General features: G+C 54.4%; 12 protein-coding genes. 10 read left to right on the top strand and 2 right to left on the bottom strand.

The annotated features are described in order from the left end of the window. The first annotated feature begins 163 nt into the window (after positions 1-163). The 7 genes from BU251_RS05835 (at position 164) to BU251_RS05805 (ending at position 7,965) form a co-directional block, all read left to right on the top strand. The gene (locus tag BU251_RS05835) at positions 164-2,383 is read left to right on the top strand and encodes a DNA translocase FtsK (RefSeq protein WP_228767782.1); all 2,220 of its coding nucleotides are present in this window, start codon (positions 164-166) and stop codon (positions 2,381-2,383) included. Beyond that, positions 2,370-3,221: a helix-turn-helix domain-containing protein gene (locus BU251_RS05830; protein ID WP_164908887.1), complete on the top strand. Its 852-nt coding sequence runs from the start codon at positions 2,370-2,372 to the stop codon at positions 3,219-3,221. Before BU251_RS05835 ends, BU251_RS05830 begins: the two co-directional genes overlap by 14 nt. Before the next feature lie 60 nt (positions 3,222-3,281). After that, positions 3,282-4,601, top strand: a complete 1,320-nt coding sequence (locus tag BU251_RS05825; RefSeq protein ID WP_128700112.1) for a MiaB/RimO family radical SAM methylthiotransferase — start codon at positions 3,282-3,284, stop codon at positions 4,599-4,601. Beyond that, entirely contained in the window at positions 4,598-5,176 is a 579-nt protein-coding gene (gene pgsA / locus BU251_RS05820; protein WP_128700110.1) for a CDP-diacylglycerol--glycerol-3-phosphate 3-phosphatidyltransferase, read from the top strand. Before BU251_RS05825 ends, pgsA begins: the two co-directional genes overlap by 4 nt. Next, a complete protein-coding gene (locus BU251_RS05815) occupies positions 5,173-5,628 on the top strand; it encodes a phosphatidylglycerophosphatase A family protein (protein ID WP_128700108.1) in 456 nt (151 codons plus the stop codon). Before pgsA ends, BU251_RS05815 begins: the two co-directional genes overlap by 4 nt. 593 nt (positions 5,629-6,221) lie before the next feature. Next, the gene (locus BU251_RS05810; RefSeq protein ID WP_128700106.1) at positions 6,222-7,370 is read left to right on the top strand and encodes a GspE/PulE family protein; all 1,149 of its coding nucleotides are present in this window, start codon (positions 6,222-6,224) and stop codon (positions 7,368-7,370) included. Positions 7,371-7,377: 7 nt separating this feature from the next. After that, positions 7,378-7,965 carry a cyclic di-GMP-binding domain-containing protein, MshE-related gene (locus BU251_RS05805; protein WP_128700104.1) on the top strand — a complete coding sequence of 196 codons (588 nt, stop codon included), beginning with the start codon at positions 7,378-7,380 and terminating at the stop codon, positions 7,963-7,965. A gap of 158 nt (positions 7,966-8,123) precedes the next feature. On the opposite strand, the gene thpR is transcribed toward BU251_RS05805, so the two are convergent. Beyond that, complete coding sequence (gene thpR / locus BU251_RS05800) at positions 8,124-8,690, bottom strand: RNA 2',3'-cyclic phosphodiesterase (protein WP_164908886.1); 567 nt, start codon at positions 8,688-8,690, stop codon at positions 8,124-8,126. Further along, entirely contained in the window at positions 8,687-9,151 is a 465-nt protein-coding gene (locus tag BU251_RS05795) for a CinA family protein (protein WP_128700100.1), read from the bottom strand. Before BU251_RS05795 ends, thpR begins: the two co-directional genes overlap by 4 nt. A gap of 440 nt (positions 9,152-9,591) precedes the next feature. On the opposite strand from BU251_RS05795, the gene BU251_RS05790 reads away from it, so the two are divergent. The 3 genes from BU251_RS05790 (at position 9,592) to nusB (ending at position 12,111) form a co-directional block, all read left to right on the top strand. Further along, entirely contained in the window at positions 9,592-10,815 is a 1,224-nt protein-coding gene (locus BU251_RS05790) for a bifunctional 3,4-dihydroxy-2-butanone-4-phosphate synthase/GTP cyclohydrolase II (protein WP_128700099.1), read from the top strand. 195 nt (positions 10,816-11,010) lie between these two features. After that, a complete protein-coding gene (ribH, locus tag BU251_RS05785; RefSeq protein ID WP_128700097.1) occupies positions 11,011-11,475 on the top strand; it encodes a 6,7-dimethyl-8-ribityllumazine synthase in 465 nt (154 codons plus the stop codon). A gap of 207 nt (positions 11,476-11,682) precedes the next feature. After that, a complete protein-coding gene (gene nusB, locus BU251_RS05780; protein WP_128700095.1) occupies positions 11,683-12,111 on the top strand; it encodes a transcription antitermination factor NusB in 429 nt (142 codons plus the stop codon). The last annotated feature ends 30 nt before the right edge of the window (positions 12,112-12,141 follow it).

Below are 12,141 nucleotides of genomic sequence, written 5' to 3'. Positions count from 1 at the left end.
AAGGAGGGCCCTAAACAAATCCGAAACACCCCAAACCTAAAATCCAAAATTTTTTCTTTGGGTATTTGAGTTTTGTGTTTTGTGTTTGTTTAGGATTTAGAGTTTAGGGTTTAGAGTTTTGTGTTTCACTGATCCCTCAGGGACGGGGCTCCGGGGATATGGGATGAAAAGGGAACACGTTTTAGAGATCATCGGCATATTCATCTTTGCCCTGACGGTTCTCGTCTTCTTGAGCTTCGTTTCCTACCATCCGACCGACCTGTCTTTTTACACCTCCAACCCGAATATCCCTCCGAAGAACCTGATCAATGTCTTCGGGGCATATCTGTCGGGTTTCTTTTTTTTCATCTTCGGCTGGGCATCATACCTTTTTCCCGTTTTTCTCTTTCTCTGGGGTCTGAAGTTCGTTCGGGCCGAGGAGATCCGCACCAATGTCGTCAAACTCCTCGGGATCCTGATCTTGGCCGTTTCCCTATCTTCGTTTCTGGCGCTTTTCTTTGTGGACCAGGCGACGGCGCGTTTCGGCCGCGGCGGCATCGTGGGTTTGGTCTTTTCCGATTTCCTGATGCATTATTTCGGACGGGCCGGCGCCTACGTCATTCTTCTCATGCTCGGATTACTCTCCTTGCCTTTGATCGGCGAGATCCTTGTTATCCCGTTTTTTGCCGCCTTTTTTGACCGGTTGCTGGAACGTTTCGAGGCCTGGAGGGATGCGAGGGCCGCATCAGGCGGCAGGAAGGAACGGGCGAAGACGGCTGCGCGTCTGTCACGCGGCATCGTGAAAGAAAAATCCTTGCCGCAGGAAAAGCCGGCGATCAAGGATTTTACGGAAAACCGCGACGCCGCGCAGGAAAAGAAAGAATTCGATGCGCCGCTTAACATCAAGATCGCCAAGCCTAAGCCTGAGACCATGAAAGACAAGGAACCTATCCGCGAGGTTTCCGACGAAGACTACGTCTTGCCGTCCATAGATCTTTTGGAGTCGCCGCCGCCCGTCTCTGTGCGCCAGATGAAGGAAGATTTGGCGGAAAACGCCAAGATCCTTGAGGATACCTTAAGCGACTTCGGGCTTTCCGTGCGTGTGGCTGATATCGAGCGCGGCCCCGTGATCACGCGCTATGAGCTGGAGCCTGCCCCCGGCGTCAAGATCCAGAGGATTGTTAATCTTTCCGACGACATTGCGATGACGATGAAGGCGCCTTCCGTGCGTATCGAGGCGCCCATTCCCGGCAAGAACCGGGTGGGTGTCGAGGTCCCCAATACGCAGACGAGCATGGTTTTTTTAAAAGAGGTCTTGGCGAGCGATGATTTTCGCCGCGCCGATTCGAAGCTGACCCTGGCCATCGGCAAGGATACGGCGGGCAAGCCGATCGTGACGGATCTGGGCGCCATGCCGCATCTCTTGATCGCAGGGACCACGGGTTCCGGCAAGACGGTCTGCGTTAACGGTATCATCATGTCTATCCTTTTTAATGCGACACCGTCGGATGTGAAGTTTCTGATGGTGGATCCGAAGATGGTGGAATTGGCCCCCTATAACGGCCTGCCGCACATGCTGTGCCCCGTTGTGACGGATCCCAAGAAAGTGGCGACGGCCTTGATGTGGGTCACCTCCGAGATGGACGAGCGCTACCAGCTTCTGGCCAAAGAAGGGGTGCGCAACATCGAGACCTATAACCAGCGCAAACAGAAGCTTCCCTATATCATCGTGTTTATCGACGAGTTGGCGGATCTGATGATGGTGGTCCGCGACCAGGTGGAGAGCGCCATCGCCAGGCTCGCCCAGCTGTCCAGGGCCGTCGGCATCCATCTGGTCCTGGCGACGCAGAGGCCTTCGGTGGACGTCATCACGGGCGTGATCAAGGCGAACTTTCCGGCGCGCATTTCTTTTAAGGTAGCTTCCAAAGTGGACTCCCGCACGGTCCTGGACATGAATGGCGCCGACAAGCTTTTGGGTCGCGGCGATCTTTTATTCCTGGAGCCGGGTCAGGCCAAGCCGATCCGCGCGCAAAGCTCTTACGTGAAGGATGCGGAAATCGAAAAAGTCCTGGAATTTATCAAGAAACAGGCCCAGCCTGTTTACGACGAAACGATCCTGAAGATCCAGGACCAGGCGCAGGTGGGCGGCATGCTGGAAAAAGATGAATTATACGACACGGCGGCGAAATTGGTGATCGAGACAGGGCAGGCGTCCGTTTCCATCATCCAGAGGCGCCTGCGCCTGGGCTATACGCGCGCCGCGCGCCTGATCGATATGATGGAGCAGGAAGGGTTGGTCGGGCCCTATGTGGGCTCCAAGCCCAGGGATATCCTTGTGGACAGGGAACAATGGCTTAAAGACCAGATGGCCAAAGAGAGAGTGGATTCAGATGCCGGACAGTAAATTCATAAAATCCGCCGGAGCGATGCTCAAAGAGACGCGCGAAGCCAAGGGGATCTCCCTGGAGGAAGCGAGCCGCTCGACGCATATTCACGTCAATGTGCTTAAAAAGATCGAGGCGGACGATTTTGCTTCCATGGACATGGTGTATGCCAAGGGGTTCTTGAAGATCTACGCGGAATTTCTGAGTTTGGACAAGAGCGATATCATCGAGCGTTTCGCCGGAACTGCCCCTGCGTCCCAGCGGGTCCGGGGCGTCCCGAAGGTGGTCATCCCCGGGGCGGCGGCGCAGGCGGATGGAACAAATCTTTTTTCTGCTGTCTTGCGGGGCGCGGTTGCCGGCATCAAGAAAATAGATATCAAGATCGTCGTGATCGTCGTGCTGTGTGCGGTTGTTTTTTGGGGTTTCAAAACCCTTTTTCAGGTGATGGGCCGCAAGAAATCCCAGAAGCCGTCCGTGCAGGCGCAAGTCAAATTTTCCGAAAAAGCGCAAAAGAAGAGCGTCGTTGGGTCCCAAAAGAAGACAACGTCCGCTGTTTCGCAAAAAACAGCGGTAAACGCCTCGGCCCCGGCAATTTTTGAGAAGGTCGTTCTTGTCGTGCGCGCCAGGGCCAAGACATGGCTCCAGGTGAAGGTGGACGGCAGGGTTGTTTTTCAGAATGTCCTGGCGCGCGGCGCCGCGGAGAGCTGGACGGCGGCCAAGAAGATCGAGATGATGATCGGCAACGCGGGTGCCGTTGAGCTGGAATTGAACGGCAGGATCTTAGAGAGGATCGGCCGGCCGGGGCAGACGCTCAAGCATGTCGTTGTCACGCGGGACGGGCTCACCGTCGACAAATAATCCTTCCTTATCCGAATCCGGCCACCGGCCACGTCCTCACGCGATTAAAAAATATCCGGCATGAAGAGCGATTCTTTTGAGCATTTTGATTTTAGGGGCAAGAAGACGGCCATCGTGAGTCTGGGGTGCGCCCGCAATACCGTTGATTCACAGGTTTTTCTTCAGGAGGCCAGGAAGAGGGGCGCCGTTATTTCGTCTGCGCAGGATGCCCGCGTGGTCTTGATCAATACCTGCGGCTTCACCCGGGAGGCCAAAGAGGAATCGCTGGGCGTCATCGCGGAGTGGCTCGATCGCAAGAAAAAGGGGAGGATCGAGAGCATCCTTGTTTTAGGGTGTTTGGCCGAACGGTACAGGAAAGATATCCGCCAAGGCTATGAGGATATTGATGTCGTCGGAGGGCTCGTGCCGGAAACGGATGCGCGGTCGCCGGGCGGTCCGCCCGTCCTGTTGACGCCTCGTCATTATGCGTATCTGAAAATATCCGAAGGCTGCAATAACCGTTGCACATATTGCGCGATCCCCTTGATCAAAGGGCGTTCCAGGAGCCGTTCGGAGGCTGAGCTTATTGAAGAGGCTGTCCGTCTGGAGAGATGCGGTGTCAGGGAGTTGAATATCGTCGGACAGGACATCACCCTTTACGGTTGCGACGACCGCAGAAAGCGGCCCGGCCGCTCGTCGCGGCCAGGCCTGCCGCTGGTGGGGTTGGTGAAAAAGATCCTGCATGAAACCTCCATCCCCTGGATCAGGCTGATGTATCTTCATCCTCAGGGGATCGGAGAGGATGTGATGGAGCTTTTGGGCCAGCAGGGCCGCCTGTGTCCTTACGTTGATCTGCCGCTGCAACATATCAATGATCGCATTCTCAGGCGCATGGGGCGGCCGACGCCGCGGCGGGAGATCGTTCGCCTGATCTCGGCGTTACGCGACAGAGTCTCGTCGATTGCGCTTCGCACGACATTCATCGTGGGTTTTCCCGGCGAGACGAAGAAAGAATTCCGGGAACTTCTGGATTTCGTCCGCGAGATGCATTTTGACAAGCTCGGCGCATTCATGTTTTCCCGGGAAGAGGGCACGCGGGCTTACGGCTATCGCGGGCAGGTGCCCAGCAAGGAAAAAGAGAGGCGCTATCACGAACTGATGGAGGCGCAGAAAGGCATTTCCCTCTCTTTGCTTGAAAAAAAGATCGGCAGGACGACGCCGGTCCTGGTGGAAGAGGTCACGCGGGACCGCCGGATGTATCTGGCGCGTACGCCATGGGACGCGCCGGAGGTCGACGGATTGGTGTATTTAGCCTCGCCGAACAAGCTTGGGCCGGGACAGATCGTCAGATGCCGTATCACGGATGCCTTTGAATATGACTTGGCGGGAGAGACCATATGAATTTGCCTAATTATTTGACCTTATCTCGCATTGTTTTGACTTTTGTGATCATGGCGTTTCTCTTCGCGAAAAATTTTGCCATGACCTGCGCGGCTTTCCTGTTGTTTCTTGCGGCTTGTGCGACGGACTTTCTGGATGGATGGGTGGCCCGCAAAAAAGGCCTTATTTCCGATTTCGGCAAAATCATGGACCCCTTGGCGGATAAAGTCTTGGTGGTGGGGTTGTTTTTGACTTTTGTGCAGTTGCAGCTGATGGGGGCATGGGTGGTCGTCGTCATCGTCGTGCGTGAATTCCTGATCACCGGGATGAGAATTTTTGCGCTGCGGCGGGGTGTTGTCCTCGCTGCAGAAAGCGCCGGCAAGCATAAGACCGTCTCCCAGATGGGAGCGATCATCTGCATCCTTATCTTTCTTATCCTTAGAGAGTCGGGATCTTACTTTTCTTTTTGGAACGAGACGTTTGAATCTTCCTTCCGCATGGGTATCCATGTCATGGTCGGCCTAGCTGTGTTTTTTACGGTTTATTCAGGGTTGGTTTATCTCTGGCGAAACCGTCATCTCATCAGGACGTTATGAAGAGACATCTGATCAAACTTCTGGCCACTTTTTTTTATCTTGGAGAAATGCCGTTTGCGCCGGGGACATGGGGGAGCGCGGGGGGGATGTTGTTGTATTTGGCTATCGGTGCTGAGACGACGATCGGACATGTGTGCGCCTTTGCGGCCGTAACCCTCATTGGATTTCTGGTCGCCGGTCGTGCCGAGGGTGTTTTCGGGACAAGGGACCCTAAGCCTGTCGTCATCGATGAGGTTGCAGGGATATTTTTGGTATTTTTAGGCTTGAGGCTGACCTGGCCCGTCATCCTCTTGGGGTTCATTCTGTACCGCCTCTTCGATATCCTGAAGCCGCCGCCGGCCCGGCGGCTTGAGCGGTTGGCGGGCAGTGCAGGCATTATGCTTGATGATCTTCTGTGCGGTCTCTACGCCCAGGCGGTTTTGCGCCTGGTCGGGTTGCTGGTAAAGCTATAGGGCCATGCAGGCAATCAAAAATGACTTGCTCTGAAAATTCCTTTTGGTTACAATGGTATTACTTTACCCCGTTAGAAATATAATTTCTAACGGGGTAAATGCGAGCCAAGAGGTGTTCTTAAAGCCTCTGTTGTGTCCTGGCGGAGGAAAGAGGGAATTTTTTATCCGCCTTCGCACAGCCGCCTTGGACGAGCCAGAGAGCCTCTGGCGGGAAAACCACGGGTGTGAACCCGTGGATGCCCGCCGGCTTTTAGCCGGCGAGGCCTCGCCAAAAGGCGGAAATGCAGGATAGGTGCGCTACGGCCCGCCACCCTGTGGCGGGCGAGGTCCCGCCGAAGGCCGGATGAGATGTCGTTCGATCGCTGGAAGGCAGACAGGCACCACGGCTCGCCTCTCGGCGAAGCCGAGGGCTGTAAGGCCGTGGGGCTCCATATATTTGTCATTTAAAACCCTGTTTGAAGCGGGAATAAAATGGCTCGACATCAACCCGCGTAGCAAACTTCGTCTTTCCGAGAAGGCAGGAGTTGATCGTTTAAACAAGGCAGGTTTTGCCCGGATGGGCACAACAAGAAGGCGCCGCAGAGAAAGGGCTTATGGCTTTTGAACAAGATAGGGGTGGCATAGAGCGCAGGCAGGAGGTCCGCCAGGAAACGCTGGATATGGTCTATAGTTTTATCCAGCGGGGCATCAAGGAACGGGCGACCGATATCCATTGGGAACCTATCGTGAACTCGGGAGAGGAAGAAATCGTCGTCCGTTTTAGGGTCGACGGTATTTTAAAAGACGCCGAGCGCATCAGCCACGAGAAGACCCGGCTGGGATCTTTGATCAACGCCATCAAGATCATGGCGATGATGGACCCCACCAAGAGGCGGCGGGAACAGGACGGCAGGTTTTCGTTCCTGTTTGAAAATGTGGAATACGACATCAGGGTGGCGACCATGCCGACCATCCTTGGCGAGAAGATCGTCATGAGGCTCATGGACCGCAACAAATATTGCATGAATTTGGATGATCTGGGGATGCCCCATGAGATCCAGCAGAGCCTCGATGACATGATTTACAAGCCCGAAGGATTTGTCGTGATCAGCGGTCCGACGGGTTCCGGCAAGACGACGACTTTGTATTCGATCCTGAAACACATCTACACGCGCGAAAAGAACATCTGCACGATCGAGGATCCCGTGGAGGTGAAGTTCTTGGGGGTCAATCAGATCCAGGTGGACCATGAGTTTGGCATGACGTTTGTTTCGGGGCTGCGCGCCATCATGCGTCAGGACCCGAATATCATCGCTGTCGGCGAGATCCGGGACGTCGAGACCGTACGCACGGCGCTTCAGGCGGCTTTGGCGGGTTCGTTGATTTTTTCGACATTGCATGCCCGCGATGCCGTCAATACGATCGTGCGCCTCCTGGATATGGGTGTCGAGTCTTTTTTCCTGGCGACAGCCCTGACGGGTGTCGTGACACAGCGTCTGGTGAGGCTTGTGTGCAAGATCTGCAAGGGAAAAGGATGCGTGCAGTGTGCCAATACCGGCTACAAGAGGCGCACCGGGATCTTTGAGGTATTGCGTATCAACGAGCCCTTGCGTCAGCTGATCCTTCAAAAGGCCTCGTCGAATGAGTTGAAGACGGCCGCCCTGGAACAAGGGATGATTTCATTTTCCAGGTCAATTGAGCCGCTTATCGCGCAGGGGTTGACGACCCAGGACGAAGTAGACCGCGTGCTTGCATTGGAGTAGGTTATCTATGGCAAAAATCCCGAGAAAATTAGGCGACCTTCTTGTTGAAAACGGTTTATTGACCGAGAGCCAGCTTTTGGAGGCCCTGGAGACCCAGAGGCGCGAAAAAAAACTTTTGGGCGAGATCATTGTTGATTTGGGTTTTACGACAAAAGAGAAGCTTGACAGCGCGCTTGCCCGCCAATATGGTTCCCGTTTGGGCGAGTTTTTGATCGGCCGCAGGCTGATCACTTTCGATCAGCTTCATTCGGCCATGGACGAACAGAGGAATTCCATGAAGTCCCTCGGGGAGATATTGATCGATAAGGGCTATATTGCCGAGTCCGACCTGATGGAAGGGCTCTCTTTGCAGTACAGTATCCCGTATGTGCGCCTGGTGGAACAGGATATCTCTCCGGAGGCTGTTTCGTGTGTTCCGATGGACGCCTTGAGAAAATATTGCGTTTTTCCGATCCGGGTGGAAAATAATATGCTCGTCGTGGCCACAACCAATCCGGAGGATTTCATCGCCGAATCCGACCTGAAGTTCCTCTCCGGCATGTACATCAAGTTCGTGCTTTCTTCGAAGTCCGAGATCCTTTCTTTTTTAGAATAGCCTTCTGTCTCGCCTAACCAAATCCCAAGAACCAATCACGGAACAATAACCAAATAATTCTCAATGACCAATGATCAAACAGAGAACTTTGTTTGGCCATTGGGACTCGGGTATTCCTTGGTTATTGCCTCTCGGAGAGAGAGTTATTGCTTATTTGTTTAAGTATTAAGCTTGATTTGCTCGATGATAGAATAGGCGGGACCTTTGGGGCCGAGAACGCTTTCAAACAATGTGATATTGTCTATTTTGAAAGCGGGATGTTCCAGGACCGCCTGGAATTTCCGGGCAGCCTCGGTCAGGCTCAGGCGGTTGCGGGAGGAGCGCAGCCTGGCCAGGGTGATATGGGCTTTGAAGGGCCTGTTTTCTTTGGCAAATCCGACGGCCGAGAGAGAGTCTTCCAGTTCCCGGACGATGCGTTCCAGATGTTTTTCCTTATCGGTAAGCGAGACCCACAAGACTCGCGGCGCCGAAAGAGAAGGAAAGCCTCCGAATGTCTCCAGGGATGTCGGCACGGCGCGTGCGTTATCCGTGACAGCCGTCATGGCCCTGCGGATGGCGGGGATCGTCTCTACCGGGGTAGCGCCGAGGAATTTCAGGGTTAAATGGATGTTTTTGGACTCCACCCATTTGGCATCTGCGCCCGTTTCCTGAAGCGTCCGGACGGCGCTGCCGAGATATTCCTTGATCTCTTTGGGGAGCTCGACCGCGATGAAGAGGCGTTTCAACTGAGACATTCTTTTAGGAGCCCAAGAGCGGCGTTTTTGGCGAGTTTTTTAATCTCAAGACGGGTGCCATGGAACTGGTATTTTTTGAAATATGTCCGGCGGCCCAGGCTGACAGAGATGAAAACCGTCCCAACAGGTTTGGCTGTTGACCCGCCGCCGGGACCGGCGATGCCCGTAACGGCCAGGCCTATGTGGGCGCCGAAGAGGTGGCGGACGTTCTGGGCCATGGCCATGGCCGTCTGACGCGAAACGGCGCCGAATTTTCTGATCGTTTCATGGTCGATTCCCAGGGTTTTGATCTTGGCTTCGTTGGCGTAGGCCACGATGCCGGCGACAAAATAGCCGGAGCTGCCCGGGATGTCCGTGAGCCGGGAGGCGATCAGTCCTCCCGTGCAGGATTCGGCCACGGCGAGGGTCAGGTGTTTGTGTCGCAGGATTCCGGCAACGGTCTTTTCGATCATGGCAGTATTATACACCGAAACGAACCGCTTGACAATTTGGCATAAGATGATATATTTATAAAACGATCTTCGGGATAGTCCATCGCGCAAATGCCGATGGATACGGGTGGAAGTCCCGGCTGGCAGTTAGTCTCGTCAGAAGCGCCCTGTAGAGCTTTCCGGCGAAACAAGCCTGCGAGGTTCGATGTTAAAGTCGGACCAGACCAAGTGAGATTCTTGGGCCAATAGTTGCCCGGTTTTTTCGGGTGATCCTGAGCGGTTATTGTAAGATGGATGGCCGTGAAGGATTTAAAGCCTAGATGAGAGAAGATCAGGACGACCGGTTGTCAGGGTTTTGTCTACTATCCCGAAGTCTGTTTTTGGCTTCGGGATTTTTTTCGGCCTCTGCGAGGCCGTCGATGGCACAGATTAAAAAAACCAGATTACACAGATGGTAAACCATGAGCCTGAATACTATTGAAGAGATTCTGGAAGATTTGAAGCAGGGCAAGATGGTCATTGTGGTTGATGACGAGGACCGCGAGAACGAGGGCGATCTGGTCATGGCCGCGGAGTTTGCGAAGCCGGCGCACATTAATTTCATGACCAAGCACGGCCGCGGATTGGTGTGCGTGACCATGGAAGAAGAGCGGCTGAATGCGCTTGAGATCTTTCCGATGGTCTTCGCGAAGGGGGCGGTGCCCCAGCGCGATCCTTACGCGACGGCATGGATGATCTCCGTCGACGCAAGGGAAGGCGTGACCACAGGCATTTCCGCCCACGACCGCGCCCATACGATCGCCAGGCTTATTGCATCCGATGCCAGGCCTTCGGATTTTATCAGGCCGGGGCATCTTTTTCCTTTGCGCGCGCGCGCAGGCGGTGTCCTGGTCCGCGCCGGCCACACGGAGGCTTCTGTCGATCTGGCCAGGCTTGCGGGGTTGTATCCGGCCGGCGTCATCTGCGAGATCATGAATGAGGACGGCACCATGGCGCGGCTGCCGGATCTCATGGCATTTTCAAAGAAACACGGCCTCAAGATCTGTTCGATCGAGAATCTGATCGAATACCGGCGCAAGAAAGAGGTCTTCATCAAGAGGATCGCTGCGACGAAGCTTCCGACGCCTTACGGCCTGTTTCAGATGATCCTTTATGAATCCCTTCTGGACCGGACGCATCACTTGGCCCTGTGTATGGGGTTGGAGGGCGGCCTGAAACCGGAAGATGCGGCAGTCCTCGTTCGGGTCCATTCGGAATGTTTGACCGGAGACGTTTTCGGCTCTTTACGCTGCGACTGCGGGGCGCAGCTCAAAAAAGCGATGCAGCTCGTTTCGGCCGAGAAGAGGGGTATTATCCTGTATATGAAACAGGAGGGCCGCGGCATCGGCCTGGCCAATAAATTAAAAGCTTATGCGCTCCAGGATAGCGGCCTGGATACGGTGGAAGCCAACGAGGCCTTGGGGTTTGCGCCCGATCTGCGCGATTACGGGATCGGAGCTCAGATCCTTTCGGACCTAGGCGCCAGAAAGATCCGGCTGTTGACGAATAATCCGCGTAAGATCGTCGGCCTGGAAGGATATGGGCTTCATATCGTCGAGCGTGTGCCGATCCATACGGAGCGGTCCGAAACGAACAGGAAATATCTCGAGACGAAAAAGGAGAAGCTGGGTCATTGGCTGGATTAGTCCACAAAGGATAGGCCTCCGCAATACCGCATAGCGGAGGGCCTAATCTCGCCTCCGGCGAGATTAACTCCAAGCGTATCTTGAAAATATTTATCTTCCCGCCGAACCTTTGGTGAGGCTGGATGAAGATAAATATTTTCAAGATGTAAACGCGAGGAGTAGGGTTGGAGCAAAGCTAAAGAAAGAGGTGCTGCAATGTACAAAGTAAACGAAGGAAGTTTGGTGGTCAAGGCCAAGAAATTCGGCATCGTGGTTTCTCGTTTCAATGATTTTGTGACGAAGGCGCTTCTGGAGGGGTGTTGTGATACGCTCAAAAGGCACGGCGCCAAAGAAACGGATGTCGAGGTCTACTGGGTACCGGGGGCTTTTGAGATCCCGACGGTCGCCATGCACGTAGTCAAATCGAAAAAGTTCGATGCCGTTGTCTGCCTGGGGACGGTCATCCGCGGGGACACGCCGCACTTCGATTTCATCGCTTCCGAGGCCGCCAAGGGTATCGCATCGGTCTCCATGCAGACGGGGGTCCCCGTCATCTTCGGCGTCATCACCGCCGATACGATGGAGCAGGCGATCGAACGTGCCGGCACCAAGGGCGGTAACAAAGGCAAGGACGCGGCATTAAATGCTATTGAAATGGTGAATCTGCTGGATATAATATAAATGAGGACACAACTTGCAAGGGTTATGCCATTGTAAGTTGTACGTCCGAATTTATCCGCCAATGCACCAGTGGCGGATAATCATTTTTTACTCTGCGCGGCCTAAAGCTCCGCCCTTTAGGGCGGAGAGTGTTGTGGCCGCTTAGAGGTACCCGGAACAGGCCGAGGGCAAAGCCGGGAAATATGGGTTGACTATTTTATTCTTTTTATGCGCAAGCGCACAAAAGCCAGGGAATTGGTGCTGCAACTTTTGTACCAGGCCGACGTCAGCGGTGTGACCGCTACCGATCTGGCGGATGATTTTTTTGCTATGAATGCAGCAGACGAGGACCTTTCTGTTAAGACGTTCGCCGCGGCCTTGAGCCGTGATATCAGCTCTCACTTGGCCGAGTTGGACGGCAAGATCTCGGAATGCGCCACCAACTGGCAGATCGAGCGCATGGCGACCGTCGACAGGAATGTCCTGCGGCTGGCGACTTTTGAACTGCTTTTCAGGCCTGATATCCCTCCTAAAGTGGCCATCAATGAAGCGGTCGATCTTGCCAAGAAGTTCGGCGACCTGGAATCCGGAAAATTCGTCAACGGTATCCTGGACAAGATCAACAAGACCAAGGGGGCCGCTGCGCCCGAAAAATAAGGGTCGATCCCCGTCCGGCCCCTTGAGGCC

This window comes from Candidatus Velamenicoccus archaeovorus, from assembly GCF_004102945.1.
GTDB classification, from domain to species: Bacteria; Omnitrophota; Gorgyraeia; order Velamenicoccales; family Velamenicoccaceae; genus Velamenicoccus; species Velamenicoccus archaeovorus.
Note: the sequence above shows the minus strand (reverse complement) of the source record. Positions and strands in the feature narration are given on the sequence as shown.